Source organism: Cognatundibacterium oligocarboniphilum (assembly GCF_013377855.1).
GTDB lineage: Bacteria > Pseudomonadota > Gammaproteobacteria > Burkholderiales > Burkholderiaceae_D > Undibacterium > Undibacterium oligocarboniphilum.
The window spans coordinates 18,811-41,962 of record NZ_JABXYJ010000002.1; the positions used below are offsets into that span (position 1 = coordinate 18,811).

At 48.9% G+C, this 23,152-nt stretch carries 22 protein-coding genes; 13 read left to right on the forward strand and 9 right to left on the reverse strand.

All coding sequences use genetic code 11. From position 1 onward, the window contains the following. Window positions 1–16: 16 nt before the first annotated feature. The 3 genes from HV832_RS03155 to HV832_RS03165 all read left to right on the forward strand — a co-directional run bounded on the left by HV832_RS03155 (window position 17) and on the right by HV832_RS03165 (window position 2,960). Window positions 17–1,174, forward strand: a complete 1,158-nt coding sequence (locus HV832_RS03155) for a tetratricopeptide repeat protein (protein ID WP_176802125.1) — start codon at window positions 17–19, stop codon at window positions 1,172–1,174. A gap of 110 nt (window positions 1,175–1,284) precedes the next feature. After that, complete coding sequence (gene argA, locus HV832_RS03160) at window positions 1,285–2,595, forward strand: amino-acid N-acetyltransferase (protein ID WP_176802126.1); 1,311 nt, start codon at window positions 1,285–1,287, stop codon at window positions 2,593–2,595. A 92-nt stretch (window positions 2,596–2,687) separates the two neighbouring features. After that, entirely contained in the window at window positions 2,688–2,960 is a 273-nt protein-coding gene (locus tag HV832_RS03165; protein ID WP_176802127.1) for an oxidative damage protection protein, read from the forward strand. A 256-nt stretch (window positions 2,961–3,216) separates the two neighbouring features. On the opposite strand, the gene rpiA is transcribed toward HV832_RS03165, so the two are convergent. Both rpiA and HV832_RS03175 read right to left on the reverse strand, forming a co-directional pair. Beyond that, on the reverse strand, window positions 3,217–3,888 hold the full coding sequence (rpiA, locus tag HV832_RS03170) for a ribose-5-phosphate isomerase RpiA (protein WP_176802128.1): 672 nt from the start codon (window positions 3,886–3,888) through the stop codon (window positions 3,217–3,219). A gap of 81 nt (window positions 3,889–3,969) precedes the next feature. Then, window positions 3,970–4,989 (reverse strand): serine/threonine protein kinase, encoded by a 1,020-nt coding sequence (locus tag HV832_RS03175; protein ID WP_176802129.1) that lies wholly within the window; start codon window positions 4,987–4,989, stop codon window positions 3,970–3,972. A gap of 141 nt (window positions 4,990–5,130) precedes the next feature. Between HV832_RS03175 and HV832_RS03180 the strand changes: the two genes are divergently transcribed. From HV832_RS03180 to HV832_RS03190, 3 genes are all read left to right on the forward strand, one after another. After that, window positions 5,131–5,832 carry a UPF0149 family protein gene (locus HV832_RS03180; RefSeq protein WP_176802130.1) on the forward strand — a complete coding sequence of 234 codons (702 nt, stop codon included), beginning with the start codon at window positions 5,131–5,133 and terminating at the stop codon, window positions 5,830–5,832. Window positions 5,833–5,876: 44 nt separating this feature from the next. Further along, window positions 5,877–6,161 carry a hypothetical protein gene (locus HV832_RS03185; protein ID WP_176802131.1) on the forward strand — a complete coding sequence of 95 codons (285 nt, stop codon included), beginning with the start codon at window positions 5,877–5,879 and terminating at the stop codon, window positions 6,159–6,161. 135 nt (window positions 6,162–6,296) lie between these two features. Continuing rightward, entirely contained in the window at window positions 6,297–6,548 is a 252-nt protein-coding gene (locus HV832_RS03190; RefSeq protein WP_176802132.1) for an acyl-CoA-binding protein, read from the forward strand. A 44-nt stretch (window positions 6,549–6,592) separates the two neighbouring features. On the opposite strand, the gene HV832_RS03195 is transcribed toward HV832_RS03190, so the two are convergent. Further along, window positions 6,593–7,561: a 2-hydroxyacid dehydrogenase gene (locus HV832_RS03195; protein WP_176802133.1), complete on the reverse strand. Its 969-nt coding sequence runs from the start codon at window positions 7,559–7,561 to the stop codon at window positions 6,593–6,595. 370 nt (window positions 7,562–7,931) lie between these two features. Between HV832_RS03195 and fdxA the strand changes: the two genes are divergently transcribed. Together fdxA and HV832_RS03205 are read left to right on the forward strand one after the other, a co-directional pair. Then, the gene (gene fdxA, locus HV832_RS03200; RefSeq protein WP_176802134.1) at window positions 7,932–8,255 is read left to right on the forward strand and encodes a ferredoxin FdxA; all 324 of its coding nucleotides are present in this window, start codon (window positions 7,932–7,934) and stop codon (window positions 8,253–8,255) included. Between the two features lie 74 nt (window positions 8,256–8,329). Beyond that, window positions 8,330–9,400, forward strand: a complete 1,071-nt coding sequence (locus HV832_RS03205) for an NAD(P)/FAD-dependent oxidoreductase (RefSeq protein WP_176802135.1) — start codon at window positions 8,330–8,332, stop codon at window positions 9,398–9,400. Window positions 9,401–9,483: 83 nt separating this feature from the next. Here HV832_RS03205 and HV832_RS03210 read toward each other — a convergent pair whose 3' ends face one another. Further along, window positions 9,484–10,608 carry a response regulator gene (locus HV832_RS03210; protein ID WP_176802136.1) on the reverse strand — a complete coding sequence of 375 codons (1,125 nt, stop codon included), beginning with the start codon at window positions 10,606–10,608 and terminating at the stop codon, window positions 9,484–9,486. A 44-nt stretch (window positions 10,609–10,652) separates the two neighbouring features. Then, window positions 10,653–14,951, reverse strand: a complete 4,299-nt coding sequence (locus tag HV832_RS03215; RefSeq protein WP_176802137.1) for a response regulator — start codon at window positions 14,949–14,951, stop codon at window positions 10,653–10,655. Window positions 14,952–15,215: 264 nt separating this feature from the next. Between HV832_RS03215 and HV832_RS03220 the strand changes: the two genes are divergently transcribed. The 3 genes from HV832_RS03220 to nth all read left to right on the forward strand — a co-directional run bounded on the left by HV832_RS03220 (window position 15,216) and on the right by nth (window position 17,890). Then, window positions 15,216–16,451 (forward strand): polyhydroxyalkanoate depolymerase, encoded by a 1,236-nt coding sequence (locus HV832_RS03220; protein ID WP_176802138.1) that lies wholly within the window; start codon window positions 15,216–15,218, stop codon window positions 16,449–16,451. A gap of 93 nt (window positions 16,452–16,544) precedes the next feature. Then, window positions 16,545–17,246, forward strand: coding sequence for an electron transport complex subunit RsxB (rsxB, locus tag HV832_RS03225; RefSeq protein ID WP_342354536.1), 702 nt, complete (start codon window positions 16,545–16,547; stop codon window positions 17,244–17,246). After that, a complete protein-coding gene (gene nth / locus HV832_RS03230) occupies window positions 17,243–17,890 on the forward strand; it encodes an endonuclease III (protein WP_176802139.1) in 648 nt (215 codons plus the stop codon). Before rsxB ends, nth begins: the two co-directional genes overlap by 4 nt. A gap of 31 nt (window positions 17,891–17,921) precedes the next feature. On the opposite strand, the gene HV832_RS03235 is transcribed toward nth, so the two are convergent. Next, a complete protein-coding gene (locus HV832_RS03235) occupies window positions 17,922–18,503 on the reverse strand; it encodes a malonic semialdehyde reductase (RefSeq protein WP_176802140.1) in 582 nt (193 codons plus the stop codon). Window positions 18,504–18,639: 136 nt separating this feature from the next. Between HV832_RS03235 and HV832_RS03240 the strand changes: the two genes are divergently transcribed. Beyond that, window positions 18,640–19,068 carry a DUF1841 family protein gene (locus HV832_RS03240; RefSeq protein ID WP_176802141.1) on the forward strand — a complete coding sequence of 143 codons (429 nt, stop codon included), beginning with the start codon at window positions 18,640–18,642 and terminating at the stop codon, window positions 19,066–19,068. Between the two features lie 50 nt (window positions 19,069–19,118). Here the strand turns inward: HV832_RS03240 and HV832_RS03245 are convergent, their stop codons facing one another. Further along, window positions 19,119–19,466: a c-type cytochrome gene (locus tag HV832_RS03245; RefSeq protein WP_176802497.1), complete on the reverse strand. Its 348-nt coding sequence runs from the start codon at window positions 19,464–19,466 to the stop codon at window positions 19,119–19,121. Between the two features lie 18 nt (window positions 19,467–19,484). Next, window positions 19,485–19,808, reverse strand: coding sequence for a c-type cytochrome (locus tag HV832_RS03250; RefSeq protein WP_176802142.1), 324 nt, complete (start codon window positions 19,806–19,808; stop codon window positions 19,485–19,487). A 281-nt stretch (window positions 19,809–20,089) separates the two neighbouring features. Between HV832_RS03250 and HV832_RS03255 the strand changes: the two genes are divergently transcribed. Beyond that, entirely contained in the window at window positions 20,090–20,953 is an 864-nt protein-coding gene (locus tag HV832_RS03255) for an AAA family ATPase (RefSeq protein ID WP_176802143.1), read from the forward strand. A 129-nt stretch (window positions 20,954–21,082) separates the two neighbouring features. Here HV832_RS03255 and acs read toward each other — a convergent pair whose 3' ends face one another. Further along, window positions 21,083–23,077, reverse strand: coding sequence for an acetate--CoA ligase (gene acs, locus HV832_RS03260; protein ID WP_176802144.1), 1,995 nt, complete (start codon window positions 23,075–23,077; stop codon window positions 21,083–21,085). Window positions 23,078–23,152 lie beyond the last annotated feature (75 nt).

Genomic DNA, 23,152 nt, shown 5'->3' on the forward strand with positions numbered 1-23,152 from the left:
CAAAGTGGAGATAAAAATGAAGGCATGGATATTACTATGCATCATCTGCCTGATATCAGGATGTGACACTATCATTCCTCTGAATATATCAAAATCTTTTCATGATGATCTCTTTACCCCTCCGGAAAAATCAATTCATGTTGAAGAAATTTTGGATGTCAGCAATGAAATGCAAGACTTTCTTTCCAACCAGGTGAAATATTACATTCGTCGAGGCAATGATCCGAAGCGAGCATTATTTAACGCTATCACAAAAAGCGGAAAAATCTCCATTGAATATGATGCTGAGATGACAAAAAATGCAGCAGAAACATTTAAAACCCAAACTGGTAATTGCCTGTCGCTGGTGCTAATGACTGCAGCATTAGCTAAAAAATTAGATATGTATGTTGAATATCAAAATGTCGAATTTGACGAGGAAGCATGGAAAAGAATGGGGGAAATATATTTTTCTGCAGGGCACGTCAATATCGTGCTTGGCAAGAAAGCGGCATTCGACAGATCCAGAATCGATCAGACAGATACGTTGATTATTGACTTCATTCCACCAGAACAAGCTCTCAGGCAACGCTCAAGCCAGATATCAGAAAAACGTGTCATTGCAATGTATTTAAATAACAGAGCCGCAGAATTATTATCAAAAGATCGTATTGATGATGCCTATTGGTATGCACGCGCAGCAATACTTCAGGATGTTAACTTCTTAACTTCATTCAATACCTTGGGCGTCATTTATAGAAGACATGGCGATCTGATCCTTGCAAAACAAATATTTACACAAATTACAAGGCAACATCCGGAAAATATCATTGCATTAAGTAACTTGCACGAAACACTAATGAAATTAGGCGATACAGACTCAGCGAATAAAATTGGATTAAAGCTAAAAAATCTACAACCCTATGAACCATTTTATTTCTTAAACCAGGCAAAACTTGCAATTCAAAACAACGATTTGATTAATGCTAAAAATTTACTCCATGAAGAGATAGTACACAATCCAAATAACGATGAATGCCACTTTTGGCTTGCTATCGTCCATTATCGACTAGGAGAGTTTCAGGAAACGGCTGAACAGCTCATGTTAGCGAGAAACAATAGCATTACCCGCAAAAACTATGACTTATATAGTGCGAAACTGAATTATTTAAATAGTCAATTTTTAATAAAATAACAAATATATTTTTCCGTAAAAGAAAATTTTCAATTCTTTTTTAATGATCGTCTATACGCTAGCATATAGATAAGTTTTTAAAAGAATCTGTCTCCGCTTATAATTTACGGATGGAAAATCCCATTCAATTCGTACAATGGCTGCGCTCAGTCGCACCTTACATTCATGCATTCCGTGGCAAAACCTTTGTTGTCGCCTTCCCTGGCGAGCTGGTGATGGCGGGCGCTTTGCCTGTACTCGCGCAGGATCTGTCCCTGTTGCATGCACTGGGTATCAAGATTGTGATCGTTCACGGCTCCCGGCCACAAGTGGCCGAGCAACTTGCGCTGCGTAATGTCGAGGGTCGCTTCCACAACGGTATCCGCATTACTGATACCGCAGCCCTGGAATGCTCCAAAGAAGCCGCTGGCGAGTTACGCCTTGATATCGAAGCCGCGTTCAGTCAGGGCTTGCCAAATACGCCGATGGCGCATTCGGCAATACGGATTATTTCCGGAAATTTTGTGACTGCAAAACCGATTGGCATTGTCAATGGCATTGACTTTGGTCTGACTGGTACTGCGCGCAAAGTGGCCTATGACACCATTGACAGAATTCTGGAAGCAGGGAACCTCGTGTTACTGGGACCGCTGGGGTTCTCCCCGACGGGAGAAGCATTTAATCTGACGATGGAAGACGTGGCAGTTTCCACCGCCACTGCATTACGTGCCGATAAGCTGATATTCATCACAGAAACTCCCATGATGGCAGATCAGGATGGCGATGAAATCCGCGAGCTGTCATTTATGCAGGCCGAACAGGAATTAAATGCCGGTTATTTGCCACCGGACTCCGCGTTCTATCTGGAACATGCCGTCAAGGCTTCCCGCGGCGGGGTTGGACGCATTCACATCGTGCCATACAAAATGGACGGTTCAGCCTTGCTGGAACTGTTCACGCACGATGGCGTCGGCACCATGGTGACATCGGAAAATCTGGAGAGTCTGCGCGAGGCCACGATTGAAGACGTCGGTGGCATCATTAAGCTCATAGAACCATTAGAAGCCGATGGCACGCTGGTCAAGCGCGGACGTGAACTGATTGAGCGCGAAATCAACTACTTCTCGGTGATTGAGCATGACGGGGTGATTTTTGGCTGTGCCGCACTGTATCCTTTCCCGTTCGACAAAATGGCAGAAATGGCCTGCCTCACCGTCAATCCTGACGTACAGAGCCAGGGAGATGGCGAGCGCATACTGAAACACATGGAAAAACGCGCACGGCGCGCCGGTTTTCACTCGCTGTTTGTGCTGACCACCCGCACCGAGCACTGGTTCCTGAAGCGGGGCTTCGTCAAAGCCAGCGTTGACGACCTGCCTAAAGACCGCCAAAAAATGTACAACTGGCAACGCAAATCTCTGGTTCTGATCAAGCAGCTCTGATCTGATCGTTTTATAATCGGTCACTGACAAGTCATGCCGGCAATCCGGCAGACATCATGTGATCGTTCTGAGTTTTTCTGAGGAGTAACACCATGGCCCGTATGGTCCACTGCATCAAATTAGATAAAGAAGCCGAAGGTCTCGACTTTCCACCTTATCCCGGCGAATTAGGCAAGCGCATTTTTGAAAGCGTCTCCAAGGAAGCCTGGGCTGGCTGGATGAAGCACCAGACCATGCTGGTCAATGAAAACCGTCTGAATCTGGCCGACGTACGCGCACGCAAATACCTTGCCACTCAAATGGAAAAACACTTTTTTGGCGAAGGCGCTGATGCCGCCGCCGGATACGTGCCGCCATCAGCCTGAACCTGATCAGGCATATCGTAAAAAAAAAAGCCCGCCAATGCGGGTTTTTTTGCAAGTCTGCCACTGCTGTTACGCAATAAATTTTACGGAAATTAAGCACCTGCATCACTTGGAGTGGAATACTGCTCAAATATACTCCCCTCAGTACCCAAAATTCTCCTTATTTGATAAGGGGATCAGAGTTTTTTCAAAAAATAAGGGGGGAGTATGCAGTAATTCAACCTCAAAAAAGCGTGCTCCAAGTCTTGAGCCTGCTTCAGAACTGCAGCGTCTTCACGCCGGTTTCCGTCCCCAGCAGGCAAACATTCGCCCCCTGACGTGCAAACAGACCTACCGTGACCACTCCGACGATATTATTCATCACCGCTTCCAACCCTACCGGATCAGCAATCTGCAAACCGTGCACATCGAGAATCATATTGCCGTTATCAGTAATCAGGGGTTGTCCATCTTTCAGGCGCAGACGGGCTTCTCCGCCAATCGCGTTCAGCTTGCGAGCCACCACAGCATGCGCCATCGGAATCACTTCCACCGGTAACGGAAAACGTCCCAGCTGATCAACCAGCTTGGAGCCATCCGCAATACAGATAAACTTGTCAGCGACCGAGGCGACGATTTTCTCGCGGGTCAGTGCAGCCCCCCCACCCTTAATCATTGCTCCTTGCGGCGTGATTTCATCTGCGCCATCAATATACACGGGCATGGAAGTGACTTCGTTCAAATCCAGTACGGTAATGCCATGACCGCGCAGCCGCGCAGCCGTTACTTCAGAAGAGGCGACGGCTGCCTTGATTTTATGTTTAATTTTCGCCAGTTCATCGATAAAAAAGTTGGCGGTCGAACCGGTGCCGACGCCGACAATTTCATTTTCCACCACATAGGCAATGGCAGCCTGAGCGACAGCGCGTTTCAGTTCATCCTGAGTCATGTTATTTCCAATCGTGCATGGACTTCGCAGTCCGGATTCATCAAATGTGCGGCATTGTACCGGATCGTACGCCGACTGAGTTCATACCGGCCACAACGGCGCCTCATCCATCAATGCAATCTGTTCACGCAATTCCAGTATCCTGTCCTGCCAGTAGTGCTGGGTATTGAACCATGGAAAAGCAACAGGAAATGCGGGGTCATTCCAGCGCTGCGCCAGCCAGGCTGAATAATGCAACAGACGCAGGGTACGAAGTGCTTCAATCAGATAAAGCTGGCGACTGTCAAACTCATAAAAATCTTCATAACCAGTCAGAATATCCGTCAACTGAGCCTGCATCTCAGCACGCGAACCGGATAGCAGCATCCATAAATCCTGTATTCCGGGTCCCATACGACTGTCATCAAAATCGACAAAATGCGGCCCGGCCTGCTCTCCGTCGCTAACCCATAAAATATTCCCCAGATGACAATCCCCATGCAGACGCAATAACGGCACATCGCCAGCCCGCTCATAACAGCGCACCACGCCATCCAGCGCCTGTTGCGAAACACTGCGGTAAGCCTCCTGCAAATCCGCAGGAATGAAATCATGCTGCAATAACCATGTGCGCGGCATCACACCGAAATGATGCGGGTCAATCGACGGGCGATGCACGTAGGAATGGGTCGCGCCGCAGGCATGAATACGTCCGATCAGGCGTCCTATCCATGATAACGTGGCGGCATCGCCGGTTTCCGGCGCCCGCCCGCTCTGACGCGCAAACAGCGAAAAGCGGTAATGCTGATAATGATGCAGTCCCTGACCATGACGGTCGCGGATTGCCGGCACCACCGGAATTTCCTGCGCGACCAGCTCCTGCACAAACTGATGCTCCTCCAGAATGGCCTGATCCGTCCACCGTTGCGGCCGGTAAAACTTCGCAATCAGCGGCGCCCCCTCCTCCAGTGCAATCTGGTACACCCGGTTTTCATAACTGTTCAATGCCAGCAAACGGCCATCGCAGCGAAAGCCACAATACTCCACCGCGTCAAGCACACACTCGGGCGTCAATCCGCTGAAAGAACCGGCCTGACTGACAATCTGATTTTCTTTATCCATGCGCATTATTGTACGTGCTTCTCAATGGCAAACCGCATCTTAGCTGCTGCCAGCAACGTTTCATTTGCACACAAAACTGCTGCACAGCATCCACACAAAGCGCTACACTGCCGGTATTTTGATTTCCATTCAGGTATGACCATGCATCTCGACGAACCTCTCAGCGACAAAGAATTCAACGAACTCGACAAATTCCTCATGTCCGACAAAGTGGGGGATGACGGCATGACGATGGATGCCCTGCATGGCTATCTGACGGCCATCGCGCTTGGACCGGAAATGATACCGATGGCCGAGTGGTTGCCATTGGTGTGGGGCTTGCCGGATCAAGCGCAACCACAATTTAAAAACGATAAAGAAATGCAGCGCATCATCAACCTGATCGCACGTTTCATGAACGAAATCCAGATCACCTTTGAAGTGGCACCCCAGGAATATGAGCCTTTGTTTTGCATCATGGAGCAAAATGGCAAGGAACTGATTGACGGCGAAACCTGGGCGTGGGGCTTCTGGGAAGGCATGCAATTACGCGCCGACGCCTGGGAAGCCGCCTGGGAATCTACTGAAATCGGCCCGCTGTTGCAGCCGATTTATCTACTGGGCGCAGAAGAAATCAAAGAAGACGAATTAAAATTCGTCGATACACCGGAAAAATGCCATGCCCTGGCGCTGAATGTTGAAACTTCAATTCCGGCAATCCGCCGTTTCTGGGCGCCATTGCGTAAATCCGGCGTTACGACAGTAAAACGAGATGCACCGAAAACAGGTCGCAATGATCCCTGCCCATGCGGCAGCGGCAAAAAATTCAAAGCCTGCTGCGGCGCAGAACCAACCCTGCACTAAACAAGGCGTACAACACAGACCAGCTGATGACTCAGGGGCGCGACATGATGAAAGCTGAATACACCATCTCATTCCCGGACACCGCAGTTCCCCGCCTGCATCACTTACTGGCCAGTGAAGGCGGTATGCCAGTGCAACAGGCTGAAGCACTGCGTTATGATTTTTTGTCGCCCACCGTCTCTGGGCAAATGCCTGCCGCCACGGCACGCCTGACCAGCAACGGTTTGACTTTGCACATACTCCACGAGGAAGGACATGCCTGCGCTGGACGACTGATTGCAGCGCTGGTTCGGGAACTGGGTCAGATTCAGATTATCCATCAGGCATAAACACCCTCATTATCAGTACATTCATTTGCCGGTAACAGGTTTGCCGTTTCTGAGGGAAAACTCTAGCACAATCCTGTTCAGCGACTTCTGCACATGGTATTTTCCACTTTTATTTTCTTCTTTCCGGTGGTTCTCATGAGCTTGCAAGACCAGTTTACTCAGGCATTGGCCGACTCCAAAAATTTACCTGAACGTCCTGATAATATGACACTGCTGAAGATTTATGCCTTATACAAACAGGGCAGCAGCGGTGATGCCAATGGAGACCGCCCGGGCATGACTGACTTTGTCGGAAGAGCCAAATTCGATGCCTGGGCAAATCTGAAAGGCACCACTCAGGAAGCCGCGATGCAGCAGTATGTGGATCTGATTGAATCGCTCAAATAACAGATTCAGAAAACGCCGCCCGGACCAGCCGGGCCGGCCATTGATTATTTCAGTGTCAGCAGGTTCGGAGGCATGTCACCTGTCAATCCGGCAATCAGATTATCTGCAGCACATTGCGCCATAGCCAGCCGGGTTTTTTCCGATGCGCTGGCAATATGGGGCGTCAAGACCACATTATCCAGGGTTAAAAACTCCGGATGAAACTTCGGCTCATTTTCAAAGACATCCAGACCAGCCGAAGCGATCTGCTTTACTTTTAACGCGGCAATCAGGGCAACATCATCCACAATTCCGCCACGCGCCAGATTGGTCAGGGTTGCCGTTCGTTTCATCATTCCCAATTCGGCTGCACCAATGGCATGGTGCGATGCCGCTGAGTAAGGTAACACCAGGATCACATGGTCAGCCTGACGTAACAACTCCTCTTTCCCGGTATAAACGGCATGATTAGCGGCCAACTCCTGTTCCGGACTCAGACGGGAACGGTTGTGATACAGGACTTTCATATTAAACCCCATCGAACGGCGGGCAATCGCCTGACCGATACGTCCCATGCCGATAATGCCTAACGTGGCGCCATGCAAATCGGGACCGAGAAAATAATCATAACGCCACTTCGTCCATTTCCCCTCCCGCAACCAGTGCTCAGCCTCAGTAATCCGGCGTGCTGCGGCCATCATCAGCGCCCACCCGAAATCCGCCGTCGTCTCATTCAGCACATCCGGCGTATTACTGGCCATCACACCGTGTGCATGACAGGCGGCCAGATCAATGTTGTCATAGCCGACCGCCATGTTGGCGACCATTTTCAGACCAGACACTTGCTGCAACAGGTCTTCATTAATCCGTGCGCTGGCCGTTGTTAAAGCGCCCTGCTTTCCCTGCAACCGGCTAGCCAGCTCTGCTGGCGTAAAAATGTGATCATCCTGATTGGATTCAACTTCAAAATACTGGTGCAAACGCTCCAGTACCTGTGGAAAAACGGCACGCGCTACCAAGATAGCTGGTTTCATACATAATCCCTGAGCAAAAAAAATAAACTGGCAAATGATATTAACGCTGAAAAGGAATTTTTCCGCGTTTCTGCCACTGAGATCAAAAATTTCATCTCTGTCATTATTCTGCATGATGAATTTCATCGGTAGTGACACACATCAAAGTCTGATCAGGAAATTTTGATTACAATTTCACGCTGAATAACCCTTCCCGCAGAAAGCAGGCACTCATCCGACAGATCAGTCCGCATTTGCTTATGCGCAAATGATATAAGCCTGATTTGTGAGAACGGTTAAATTGCCTTAAAATACAAGGCTTTGCAGCCTTGGTCGGCTTTTTCTGCCATCCGGCTGCACCGAAACCCCGAATTTTTTAGATTGGACTGTTATGACCCACGTTGTGACCGAATCCTGCATCCGCTGCCGCTATACCGATTGCGTGGATGTCTGCCCAGTGGACTGCTTCCGTGCTGGCCCTAATTTTCTCATTATCGATCCCGATGAATGCATCGATTGCGCCGTCTGTGTGGCCGAGTGCCCGGTAAATGCTATTTTTGCAGAAGAAGATGTGCCATCTGATCAGATCAAGTTCATCAAGATCAATGCCGAACTGACGCGCAACTGGCCATCCATTACCAAAACCGTTGCCCCGTTACCGGACGCGGATGACTGGAAAGACGTGAAAGATAAGCTGCAATATCTGGAACGCTGATCATCTGTGCCGCTGTCGCCAGCGGCGTAACTCTGGCGCATTCAATTTAAGCATTATCAGAAATGACTCGTCGTATGGAAAATAAACAAACTACTCAGGCAAATGGCGTGATCGAAGCGGATGCCGTCATCATTGGCGCAGGTCCGGTTGGCCTGTTTCAGGTATTCGAACTTGGCCTGCTCGAAATCAAAGCTCACGTCATCGACTCCTTGCCTGTAGTCGGCGGACAATGTGTGGAACTGTATCCGGACAAGCCGATTTACGATATCCCGGCCGTTCCGGTATGTACAGGTCAGGAATTGACCGACAACCTGCTCAAACAAATTGAGCCATTTGAACCAACATTCCATCTTGGTCAGGAAGTTACCCTGGTACAACGCCGTGAAGATTCGCGCTTTGACGTGGAAACATCCACCGGTACGCGTTTCATCACAAAAACGATCTTTATCGCTGCCGGCGTTGGCTCTTTCCAGCCACGTACTTTGAAAGTGGAAGGCATTGAAGCATTTGAAGGCAAGCAGGTTTTTTACCGCGTCAAGGATCCAAGCCAGTTCCATGGTAAAAATCTGGTGATCTGCGGTGGCGGTGATTCCGCACTGGACTGGGCGCTGAATCTGGTTGGCAAGGCTGAGTCTGTGGTTCTGCTTCATCGCCGCGAAGATTTCCGTGCTGCACCTGCATCCGTCGCCAAGATGAAAGAATTGTGCGATAACTATGAAATGCAACTGACCATCGGCCAGGTAACCGGCATTGAAACAAAGGATGACCAGCTTTCAGAAATCAAGGTAACTGGTGCTGACGGTGTAACACGTCGCATGCCATTGGATACTTTGCTGGTCTTCTTCGGCCTGTCTCCAAAACTAGGCCCAATCGCAGAATGGGGTCTGGAGATTGAACGCAAGCAATTGAAAGTCATGGACACTGAAAAATTTGAAACCAATGTGCCAGGTATTTTCGCCGTCGGCGACATCAACACTTACCCCGGTAAGAAAAAACTGATCCTGTCCGGCTTCCACGAAGCCGCACTGGCCGCATTTGGTGCCGCACCGTATATTTTCCCTGAAAAGAAAATTCACATGCAGTACACCACCACTTCTCCGAAGCTGCATAAGATTCTGGGTGTCGATACGCCAGTATTTGATTAAGTCCTGTTTCTGAACCTAAAAAAAGCGCGAAGCATCCTTCGCGCTTTTTTTTACGACTGATCAAGCAGACTATTTACACATCGTCAGTCCGGTTGAGAATCGCGATGAGTTTTTGCGATTTCCGCAAAGTCGTCAGCAACCACCAGAAAAGCATCGACCACATCAGGATCAAAGTGCAGTCCGCGCGCCTTGTGGATCTGAACGATGGCTTCGGCATGCGTGTAAGTGCCATCGTAATCTCGCTCGGAAATCAGGGCATCATAAGCATCGGCCACTGCCATAATGCGTGCTGAAACCGGAATCTGCTCACCACGCAAGCCTTCCGGATAACCTGTACCATCCCATTTTTCCTGATGCGAATACGTAATTTCACGGGCAAATCTTAAAAATTCATTGCTGCCCCCCAGATACTTTTCGACCGATAAAATCGTTTCACGACCATGCCAGGTATGCTGCTTCATCAGATCGAATTCTTCCGGCGTTAATTTTCCCTCTTTCAACAAGACGCTATCCGGAATACCGATTTTTCCAATGTCATGCAAGGGCGCTGACTTATACAACAGGGTGATATTGGCTTCGGACAGCTCATGACAAAAGCGCGGATGCTGGCTCAGCTGACGCGCCAGCAATGCCACATAGGCCTGAGTGCGCCGGATATGATTAGCAGTTTCATTATCGCGCGCCTCACCCAACAGCGCCATTGCCATGATAATGGCATCTTGCAAACGTCCCAACTCTTCCGTCCGCTCTTCTACCAGACGCTCCAGATAAACATTCTGATTGCGCAATAATTGGCGCGCACGAATCAGGTTGAGCTGCGTTGCCACCCGCGCCTGAACAATTGCAGGACTGATCGGCTTACCGATATAATCCACAGCCCCCAGACGCAGCCCTAATTCCTCATCCTTGACCTGACTGCGCGCCGTCAGGAAAATTACCGGAATGTCTGCTGTCATCAAGTCAGATTTCAAGCGTCGGCAAGTTTCATAACCATCCATTTCCGGCATCATCACATCCAGCAGAATCAGATCTGGATGAGGCTCCTGACTTGCGATCTGCAAGGCCTTCACGCCACTGGTAGCGATCCTGACCTTGTACTGCTCCTTCAATAAACCAGATAACAGGGAAATATTATCGGGCGTATCGTCAACAATCAAAATTACTGGTCGACTATCTCCAGTTACCGCCGTAGATATTGGATGGTCCATGTTTTTGTTATTTTCAAAATATGTGATTTTTTACTCGTGGCACGTTATTTGTCACGTACTGCTGGCTCGTCGAAGCTATGTTGCGCGATTCCTTGCCTTAGATAATCCAGTGCAAGATCAAAATCAAATTGTTTCGCTGCCCGCATGATCTGTTTATGTAGCTCTGCACCAAGCGCCTGAACAATCACATCCGAAGATTCCACCAGAAAATCGACCGCCTCCCCATCGTATTCACTTAACAACTGTTCACATTGCCGCAAAGTACTCGAGAGAATCTGGCGCTGATAAACCGGCGGAGAGCCTGATACATCCTGCGTCACCGCTTCGCGGTATTGTTTTTCTAAAAAACATTGAATTGAAGCACGGGTCTTCTGCAGCTGCAAATCACATAATTCAAACTGCCGATCGACATGCGAACCATATTCCCGCGCCCGCAAATACTGTTCCAGTATGTCCGCTTCCTGCCGCACAATTGCGGCAGCAATCAATGCAGCAACACCTTTTAAGGTATGAATCAGCCGTTCAGCCTGCTCCTGATCACCCGCCCGATGCATCTGGGCTGCCTTCACAACAACGTCATGCTGATCATCAGAAAAACGCCTCAGCAATTCCATGTATAAATCTTCATTTCCCAATGTACGCTGCAAGCCTTCATCTACATCGACCATGTCGATGGACAGTACACGATTTAGCGCAACATCTTCAGTAGCCAACATTGTATTTTCTGTGACAAACTGGGGACACCAATACGAAATCATGTCGTACAGCGCCGCAGGGGTAATCGGCTTGGCAAGATGTGCGCTCATGCCGGACTCTTTGCAGCGTGCAATCTCATCCAGCATGGCATGTGCCGTCATGGCAACAATCGGCAGCCCCTCATAGACAGGCCGGCTGCGGATCATTCGTGTGGCATCATGACCATCCAGCACCGGCATCTGCACATCCATGAATACCATCCCGTAATAATCTGGCTGTTTCTGTAGCAGCATTTCCAGCGCAGTCTCGCCATTTTCTGCAACATCCACTTGAATACCGCCTGCCTCCATCAGTTCACAGGCAATCTGCTGATTCATCTGATTGTCCTCAGCCAGCAAAACGTGCAATCCCGCATATTGAGGAATCCTGAACGTCTGTTTGTGCCCGTTTTTTTCCAGCGACTTCGAGTACAAAGCCGTTATGCAATCCAAGGCTTGGATAAATCGAACCGGTTTAGGTAAAAATGCATCGGGCATCATCACATCAGCTCTATGGCTCGCTTCTTCTCGTCCATGCATTCCCATCAGAACAAATGCAGGGATATTCCTGATTAGCTGCCCGCGCTTCAAAGTATCAATCCATGTCAGACCATCTATTTCTGGCATATTCAAATCCACCAACACCAGATCATAAGGATCGTCATTATCCATGTGCAGCATCCGTTGAATCGCCAGCACAGTATCCTGCATTACATCAACGCGTGCGACCGCCAAGCTCAATGCATCACGCAACACGTTGGCAGCAAGCGCATTATCATCAACAATCAGTATCCGTTTATGACGGATCAACTCAGGATGCGCCGGAGTCCTGACATCGGGGGACAGACCAAAATCAAGCTGGAAACGGACACAGGTTCCCACCCCGGATTCACTTTCCAAAGCAATCTGGCCACCCATCAATTCAACGACACGCCTGGAAATTGACAGCCCAAGACCTGTACCACCAAATTTTCGGGTGGTGGATTCATCAGCCTGGCTGAATGGTTGAAATAAGCGCTGCATTTGTTCCGGCGTCATGCCGATACCGGTATCGCGCACTTCAAATTGAAGCTGCACCTGATTTTCACTCACCACCTGATGCCGGCATCCGACATACACTTCACCATGTTCAGTAAATTTGACCGCATTATTGATCAGGTTGATCAGGACCTGCCCCAGACGCAATGCATCACCACATAAGGCCCGCGGAATTTGCTGCGGTACATCGAAAATCAGCTCTAGTCCTTTTTCATAAGCTTTATCTGCGGTGATTGCACATACATTTTCCAGAGTCTCATCGAGGTTAAATACGGCATTTTCAATATGCAGCTTTCCCGCTTCGACTTTGGAAAAATCCAGAATGTCGTTAATGACGCCCATCAGCGATAAACCGGCCTGATGAATCTTCTCCAGATAATCTTTTTGCTTCGGGCTTAATTCGGTTCTGAGCGCCAGATGTGCCATGCCGATGATGGCATTCATCGGAGTGCGGATTTCATGACTCATATTAGCCAGGAAGATGGACTTTGCCTCCGTGCTTTCCTCTGCATGACGGCGTGCCCGCTCTGCCTCTTTTAACTCATTCTGCATCTGTATGGTTTGCAAACGCATCTGTTCAGCCATACTTTGCTGCAATTGCTGCTCCAGATATTTGCGTTCGGTGACATCGGAAATGAAGGATAAATTGGCGGGCTGCCCTTCCCAATCGATCAACACAGAAGAAAGTTCTACCCAGTTGATTTTTCCGGCGACAGAATTGGTAATCCGGCATTGAAAATACGGAGCAACCATTTCCCCCTGTAAGCAACGCTGCTCGTAATCCTGTACGATCAGCCGATCAGCTTCGTCAATTAAATCAGTAAAATTGAATGCCAGTAAAGAATCCGGTTGGCGTGCCGTGAGTTTGTATATCTGAGGATTAGCAAAAACAATTTTCTGATTCTGCACAACAATAATGCCTTCAGACGCATGATTCACCAGTTGGCGGTAATGCTTCTCAGACCTGTTCAAATCTGCTTCGAGCTGACGACGTGCAGAAATATCCATGACAACCCATACCGTGCCATGCGAAAGATCATTTTGATCAACAGCCCGTCCGGAAAAGTGTGCCCAGAACAAATCGCCATCTGCACGACACATCTGTAATTCAGCCTGAAACGACTCACCTCTGAGTACCGCAGCACTGACCGCCTCTTCCGATTCAAGATACGATATCCTTGAAGGGTAATAAGGTTCCAGTGATGCTCCCAGAATCTGCCCGCGGTCCACGCGAAAAATTTGGCAAAGCGGCGTATTGGCCCATTGCACTCGTCCCTGATTGTTCAGGAACACCATTCCGACAATCGAATTTTCCAGAATCGTTTCGCGCTCGGACAGCATTCTCTTCAACTCAACGTCCAGCGCCCTGCGCTCCACCATCGCATCTTCAGCCAAGCGGCGTGCCAACTCAGCCTGCTTCAGTTCATTTTTAATGCGCAAAGTCTGCACATGCACGCGCGTGGCCTGTCCTTGTACTTTGGCAAATAATTCCAGATAACGCTGTTGCTCCTTAAAACCTTCTTCCCACTGCCCGAGCTCAGCAAAAATATCGATTAACTCCCGGATAGCGCGCAATGGAATATAGATGTATCCCTGAATGCCATTTTCATCAATGGCGCGACGTAAATCATGAATGGCTTCAGGAAAACGCTTGTGGCGCCAGTGCAAATGCCCGCTGACCCAGCGCGTATAAGGTTTCAGAGGTTTATCCTCATAGCTGTCACTCAAACTCTGGGCAATGGCATTTAAACGATCCGCCTCGTCGAGTTGTCCGCGCATCGCCAGCGTATAGGCGGCAATCGAAAAGCAGAAAGCACGACTGGCTGCATCCGGATAATGCGCCTGGCTGCTTTCTCCGATGTACTCGACAATTCCGAGGTAGGCTTCCTCATATTTATCCAATGCAATTTTGCATAATGCATACATGGTTGAAATAAATGGTGCCAGCCAGCGCTCATTTGACACAATCGCGATCGCCCGCGCTTCCTGCAACAGTGGCTCTGCATCTTCAGCATTACCGGAGATATAAAAAATCTCTCCCAGATTGGCCATGACCTGAGAAGCCCGGTTCGGGATATTCAGGCGCTGTGCCTGTTCAAGAGCCGTATAGAAATGTCGGATGCCCTCTTCGGTAAAACCCAGTTCCTGCGATAAGATGCCAAGAAGATTAAAAACCAGCACGGACAGTCGGTGATCCCCTTCTGGTAAGAGAGGCAGAATTTTGCTGTGGCATAAGGAATATGCCTGCTCTGACATGCCGTGCCGGCGCCAGACAGCTACCGTACCCAGCATGGAGAATGCCAGCCCTTCTTTATCGCCGACCAGCTCAAACATTACTGATGTCCGTTCAAATTCAGGTTCAGCCTGAGCCAGACGTCCATCAAAGAAATCCGCAAAAGCAAACAACAACTCGGCAAAAGTCCCCATAACGGGCAAGCGGTGACTCGCGGCGCTTTGCCGCAGCCGGGATGCGACGATGCGTCCTTCCTCCGGCGAGTCCCGCATCAGATCAAATGCGGTAAAACAACTCTCACGCATCTGAGCATCAGAAAGTTCAAAATCATTACTCATACTTCGCGAGTCCTTTATTCAGAACGGTATTTGCCAGTTTGCCTGTATCTGACAAAAATTATATTTTAACCAATTATTTAACATTAATTTGCATGAAGGTAACGATCTGCAACATCCACAAGCACAAAAATATAAAATCTGGTTTATGATGCATTGCAATACAGGTCGGCATTCACCCGTATCGTAAAAGTACAGCATACGACATGGTTGTCATATTAATCTGTTACTCAATGGAATTTTCGTGTTTCCCAGGAAGATATCATCATGCTCTATCAACTCCATGAATTGAATCGTGCTTTTCTGAACCCATTAACCCAATGGGCGGAAGCGTCTTCTAAATTATTCACGAACCCGATTTCCCCGCTTGCGCACACTCCGTATGCGCAGAGAATTGCGGCCGGATATGAACTGATGTTTCGTTTGGGAAAAGATTACGAAAAACCTGAATTTGGCATTACTTCGACGACAATAGATAAACAAACAGTCGAAGTCACCCAGATCAGTGCGGTCATTAAACCTTTTTGCAAGTTATTACACTTTAAAAAGGTCTTGAACGACAAGGATTTCGAAAAACTCAAGCAACCCAAAGTATTGGTAGTAGCGCCATTATCGGGGCATCATGCAACATTGCTGCGCGATACCGTGAGAGGTTTGCTGCCGCAGCATGATGTGTACATCACCGACTGGACCGATGCGCGCATGGTGCCGCTATCCGAAGGTGAATTCCACCTGCATGACTACATTTACTACGTACAGGACTTCATCCGGGAACTCGGGCCAGATGTTCACGTAATTTCTGTGTGCCAGCCGACTGTACCGGTACTTGCCGCAATCGCCCTGATGGCAACAGACAATGACCCCAAGCTGCCGAAGACCATGACGATGATGGGAGGACCGATTGATCCGCGCAAGTCCCCCACTCAGGTTAATAATCTCGCCACAGAAAAAAAATATTCCTGGTTTGAAAATACCGTCATCTACAGCGTACCGGCCAATTACCCGGGTTATGGTCGCAAAGTTTACCCCGGCTTTTTACAACATGCCGGTTTCGTGGCGATGAATCCTGATCGCCACGCGCAAAGCCACTGGGATTATTATCAGCATCTGGTGCAAGGTGATGATCAGTCAGCAGAACAGCATCGCAAATTTTATGATGAATACAATGCGGTTCTGGACATGCCGGCAGACTATTATCTGGAGACAATTAAAACTGTTTTCCAGGAATTTCACTTACCGAAAGGTACCTGGGAAGTCGAGGGCAGACTGGTTCGTCCGCAAGATATCAAAACCGTCGCGCTATTTACTGTTGAGGGTGAACTGGACGATATTTCAGGACCAGGTCAAACGCAGGCGGCTCATGAGCTTTGCACCAGCCTGCCAGCTAGCATGAAGCAGGATTTCGTCGCCCCCGGCTGTGGACATTATGGAATTTTCTCAGGTCGTCGCTGGCGTGAAATTATCTGCCCGAAAATCGGAGAATTCATCAAGCAACACGCCTGATCTGTACCGCTTCAGCAAAGCCACCGTGCAAAAACGGTGGCTTTTTATTTGTGATTCACTGCATTTGAGTGGATAATCTGTCCTCCTTCAGTTGTGATCGTCATCGCTGTGTTTATTCCCCTCGTTACACAAATTGAACATCTGCTACCGCAGACTCAATGTACCAAATGCGGTTTTCCCTCCTGTCATGAATATGCCTCAGCCATTGTGCACGGTGCGGCTAGTTACAATCAATGTCCTCCAGGTGGACAGGAAGGCGTGGTCCGGCTGGCGACATTATTGCAACAACCCATTATTCCGCTGAACATCCACCACGGAGAAGAACGAGAACGGCCACTGGCGGTGATTGAAGAAGCTTACTGCATAGGATGCACGCTCTGCATTCAGGCCTGTCCGGTAGATGCGATCATCGGTGCACCGAAACAAATGCACAGCGTCATTCCGGAGCTGTGTACGGGATGTGACCTGTGTGTTGCCCCGTGCCCTGTTGATTGCATCACCATGGTACCAGTGACGGGCGGACAAACCGGTTGGGCTGCGTGGTCTCAGCCATTGGCAGATCAGAGCCGTCGTCAATTTGAAGCACGCAACCGGCGCCTTGTAAGGGAAAAAGCCGAGAATGAAGAGCGACTGGCCGCCAAAGCTGCTGCTAAATTAAAAGCCCTCGAGGACGAAACAACATCCAATGAGATGGAACGCCTGGCGAAAGAACGTAAAAAAAATATTATTACGGCAGCTATTGAACGCGCCCGTCTCAAAAAAATCGCAGCAGAATCCGGAAAAACTGAGCCATGAATGCGGAAAAACGTCACGCCATTTTTGCACGCTTGCAGCAAGCCAACCCGCATCCGACCACCGAACTCGAATATAGCTCGCCATTTGAATTACTGATTGCTGTTTTACTTTCGGCACAGGCAACCGATGTTTCGGTCAACAAAGCCACCCGACTGCTGTATCCGGTTGCCAATACACCGGAAAGCATTTATGCACTCGGCGTAGACGGGTTGATTCCATATATACAGACGATTGGCCTGTTCCGAACCAAAGCAAAGAACGTCATTGAAACATGCAGGCTGCTGATCACGGAATACCACAGCGAGATACCTCGCAACCGCGAAGCGCTGGAAACTCTGCCCGGAGTTGGCAGGAAAACTGCTAACGTCGTCATGAATACCGCATTCGGAGAACCGACGATTGCGGTTGATACTCACATCTTCCGCGTCGCCAACCGCACGGGTCTGGCACCGGGTAAAAATGTGGATATCGTCGAAGAAAAATTGATGAAATTCGTTCCCAAAGAATTCAGACAGGATGCGCATCACTGGCTGATTTTACATGGTCGCTATACCTGCATTGCCCGGAAACCCAAATGCTGGAACTGCATGATTGCAGATTTATGTGAATTCAAACAGAAAACGCCCCTGCCGGATAATGCGTAGGGGCGACGAATAAAAAACGATCGGCAACTGCTCAGATAATACGGCAAGCCTCATCAAAACTCAGGCGTGGGGAGCGCGGATAGAGTTTTTCAGGATTACCGTAACCCAAATTGCAAATGAAATTCACCTTTACTGTGCTGCCGGCAAAAAAAGTGGCATTCACTTTTTCAGGATCAAAGCCGGACATCGGCCCGCAATCCAGCCCGACCGCGCGTGCAGCAAGCATCATGTAAGCGCCTTGCAGGGAAGAATTACGAAAAGCAGTGGCCTCAATCAGCCCCGCATTCCCCACAAACCATGAGCGCGCATCCGCATGCGGAAAGAGCACTGGCAGTTTGTCATAAAACGCCATATCCATCCCGATGATTGCCGTCACTGGCGCAGCTTTTGTTTTTTCTACATTCCCTTCTGCCATACAAGACAGTAATTTCTGTTTTTCTTCTGCGGAACGGACAAATACGATGCGGGCTGGCGAAGTATTCGCCGATGTGGCGCCCCATTTCATCAGATCATATAGCTGGTGCAGTTGCGCATCCGTTACCGGTTTATCAAGCCAGTCATTGTGGGTACGTGCAGCATTAAACAATGTATCCAGCGCATCTTTAGTCAGCATATCATTTCCTCTCTCAAACTCATCACAGGGATCATCCATCCGGGGCGAATATAACAGATTAGCGGCGGATATCATGCCCTGAATTCGATTTCCTTTTACAATACCAACCGGTTTTACTTTTTACAGTCATTATTTTATGTTCACCCCAAGTCAGCACGACGTCAGACGCTTTTTCTGTGAGATCTATCAAAAAACACAGAAACACGGAATTCTGACGCCACTGGAAACCATTGCATCAGGCTGGATAGTGCAACATCCAGAGTATCATGATGCGCTCGCTGATACAGAGGCCGCTCTTCAGGCGGATTACAGCGTAGATCAGGGAAAAACCAATCCATTCTTACATTTGTCAATGCATCTGACTATTGCCGAACAGATTTCAGTGGATCAACCCAAGGGAGTCAGGGCAGCTTTTCAGCAACTGGCGCATCAGTTCAACTCTGAGCATGAAGCACATCACCAGATCATGGAAGCGTTAGGAGAAATGATCTGGACATCTCAACGCACCGGACACCCCCCGGATGGGCAGTCATATATCGAGGCGCTGCAAATGCGTTGCCGCTAAAAATAAAAAAGCCACGTTAAACGTGGCTTTTTTATGCTGGTCAGAATGACTTATTTTTTCAGCACCAGACTGCCAGGCAGACTGTGAAGATAAGCTGCGACATCCTGAATGTCTGTATTGGACAAGACTTTCGCCTGAGCACCCATAATGGCATTTCCGCGACCATTTGGTCCGTCCGTTCCACGCTGATAAGCTTTCAGCGCTTCTGCAATGTAATCCGCATGCTGCCCCGCTATTTTCGGATAACCTGGGTCGATCGGTGAGCTGAAATCCTTACCATGGCAGGAAGCACAGTTATTTTTTTCTGCAACAGCCTTACCAGCTTCAATATTACCCGCAGCAAATGCCGGGGAAACCAATATTGACAAAAGCAATGCCGGCAACAAGATTTTTTTCATCATGAGTCCCCTGTATTTTTATTTTTGTTGTGAATAATATGCAGCAAGATCAGCCATATCCTGATCGGACAGACTGCCGGCAATGCCACGCATTGTCGGGTGCTTGCGCTCACCTTTCTGATAGGCCCTGAGTGCACCTTCAATGTACTTTGCCGACTGGCCGCCAATCATCGGCACCTGGTAGACCTCTGGAAAAGTGGACTTGTAGCCGGGAATCGCGTGACAGCCGATACACATCGCGATTTTCTTTTCGGCTGCATCTTTCGCATTGCCAACAACTTCTGCCGCTACTGCAGCATGCGAGAGGCTCGCCATAGCGAGAATTGCAAACAGTTTTTTCATAGGAGCGAGTAGAGATTAAACAAACAGATCAACGAAGACAACACTTTGATATAACGCATCATTCTATCTGATCAAGATTAAAATAGCGTAAAAAAAAGGCGGAATGATGACAAGTATTTGCAGTTCAGACACACTTCGTCCGGCCATTCAGAACACATATCTCTACCCTGCCCGACAAAAAAAAGAACATCCGTTCATCTGATCCGGAATTCTCGCTTATACTCAGGAAATACTTAGAAAATACGCAGAAAACTTTGATCAACCTGTCCTGATTCTGATCCATGACGCAGACTACACACTCACCACGCTTTGACGGAGCAGACAACTACGTTGCTACCGATGATTTAAAACTTGCCGTGAATGCTGCTTTGAAACTGCAACGCCCTTTGCTGATCAAGGGTGAGCCCGGGACCGGCAAAACCATGCTCGCGGAAGAGGTCGCTGCTGCGCTGAACATGCCTTTACTGCAGTGGCATATTAAATCCACGACAAAAGCACAGCAGGGACTGTATGAATACGATGCTGTCTCCCGGCTCAGAGATTCACAACTGGGCGACGAGCGGGTGAAAGATATTCACAATTACATTGTAAAAGGCGTCTTGTGGCAGGCATTTACTTCTGAGCAGCCAGTTGTTCTGCTGATTGACGAAATCGACAAAGCAGACATTGAATTTCCCAATGATTTGCTGCGCGAACTGGACCGGATGGAGTTCTACGTTTATGAAACACGGGAAATGGTTCGCGCGAAACATCGGCCATTAGTCATTATCACCTCCAACAATGAAAAAGAATTACCGGATGCTTTTTTACGGCGCTGCTTCTTCCATTACATTAAATTCCCGGATAAGGAAACGATGCAAAAAATCGTGGATGTACACTTTCCACGCCTGAAAGCAGACTTGCTGACTCATGCACTGCAAACTTTTTATGAGGTACGTGATGTCGCTGGTCTGAAAAAGAAACCTTCGACGTCAGAATTTATTGACTGGCTGAAATTGCTACTGGCAGAAGACATTCCAGCCGAAGCGTTGCGCAGCAAGGATAACAAGACCATCGTGCCTCCCCTGCATGGCGCCCTGCTGAAAAATGAGCAGGATGTCCACCTGTTTGAACGTCTGGTATTTATGTCACGCACCAACCGCTGAGCAAAACAAACGCTACATAAAAAAGCACTGCCATGCAGTGCTTTTTCATTTACCGGTAATGATACGGACACCATTATCTTTCAATGCTGTCCGCATTCTTCTTCGCTAAAAACGCTCCTTTAACGAGATTTACTGCGTCTGTTTCAACTGCTCCAGGATTGCTGGATTTTCCAGTGTAGAGACGTCCTGAGTAATCGCCTCGCCTTTCGCCAGAACACGCAGCAGACGACGCATAATCTTGCCTGAACGTGTTTTTGGCAGATTATCGCCAAAACGGATTTCTTTTGGTTTAGCAATCGGGCCAATTTCTTTAGCCACCCAGTTACGCAACTCCGTCGCAATCTGCTTTGCTTCATCGCCAGTCGGACGGCTGCGCTTCAACACGACAAATGCGCAGATCGCTTCGCCTGTTGTGTCATCTGGTTTACCAACCACCGCTGCTTCTGCAACCAGTGGATTGGCCACCAGAGCAGATTCGATTTCCATCGTTCCCATGCGATGTCCTGACACATTCAGAACATCGTCAATCCGGCCTGTAATTGTGAAATAACCAGTATCCTTGTTCCGGATTGCGCCATCCCCGGCCAGGTAAACCTTGCCGCCAAACTCCTCCGGGAAATAACTTTTTTTAAAGCGTTCAGGATCACCCCAGATCGTGCGGATCATGGAAGGCCAGGGGCGCTTGACAACCAGGATGCCGCCCTGCCCGTTTGGCAGATCATGTCCGGTTTCATCCACAATCGCAGCCATAATGCCAGGCAAAGGCAAGGTACAGGAGCCTGGCACCAATGGTGTCGCACCCGGCAACGGCGTCATCATGTGACCACCGGTTTCGGTCTGCCAGAAGGTATCTACAATCGGACATTGACCGCGACCAATATTGTTGTAGTACCACATCCATGCTTCAGGATTAATGGGTTCACCAACAGAGCCCAGCAGGCGCAATGAGGACAGATCAAATTTATCCGGATGAACATTCGCATCGCCATCGGCTGCCTTGATCAGGGAACGGATAGCTGTCGGTGCTGTATAGAAAATCGTTGCCTTGTGCTTTTCTATCATGCTCCAGAAACGACCTGCATTCGGGAAGGTAGGAATGCCCTCGAAGACAATTTCCGTTGCGCCTGCTGCCAGCGGACCATACGTAATGTAAGTATGACCAGTTACCCAGCCGATATCTGCAGTACACCAGAAAATATCGGCAGGCTTGATATCAAAGGTCCACTTCATGGTCAGGATCGCCCACAGCAGATAACCGCCGGAAGAATGCTGAACGCCTTTTGGCTTTCCGGTGGAGCCGGATGTGTAAAGGATAAACAGAGGATGTTCGGCATTGACCCAGGTAGGCTCGCATTGGTCAGACTGTCCGCTGACCAGTTGATCCATCCACCGGTCCCGTCCTGTCACCAGATTGATAGCGCCACCTGTACGCCGGTAGATCACGACATCTTTCACCTTGTCACAACCGCCCAGAGCAAGCGCTTCATCAACAATCGCCTTCAGCGGAAGATGCTTTCCGCCGCGCACTTGTTCGTCGGCGGTAATAACAGCCACTGCGCCCACATCCACGATGCGCTCATGCAGGGATTTCGCAGAAAACCCGCCGAATACGACAGAATGCGTTGCGCCGATACGGGCGCATGCCTGCATCGCGACCACACCTTCGACTGACATCGGCATATAAATGACTACGCGATCACCTTTACCGACACCAAGTGATTTCAGTCCGTTGGCAAACTGACAGACCTTCTGGTGCAACTCCTTGTAAGTAACCCGTGTGACTTCGCCACCATCTGCCTCGAAAATCACGGCAACCTTGTCGCCCAGCCCTTTCTGTAAATTTACATCAAGACAATTGTAGGAGACATTCATCAGGCCATCGTCAAACCATTTGTACAGAGGTGCATCCGATTCATCCAGCACTGTTTCAAATGGTTTGTGCCAATGCAGATTTTCCCGTGCCAGTTTCGCCCAGAACCCTTCGTAGTCGGCTTCAGCCTCTTGGCACAAGGCATGATAGGCATCCATACCGGAAATCGTGGCATTCGCTGCAAATTCGGCAGGAGGAGGAAAAACACGGGATTCAGCTTTTACTTCGGAAGTTGCAGTGTCATGGTCTGACATGATTGTCTCCAGTTTTTATAATCTGATTGAAATCACCAACAAGGAATGGTACAAACCTTAAACCGGGAGACTTAC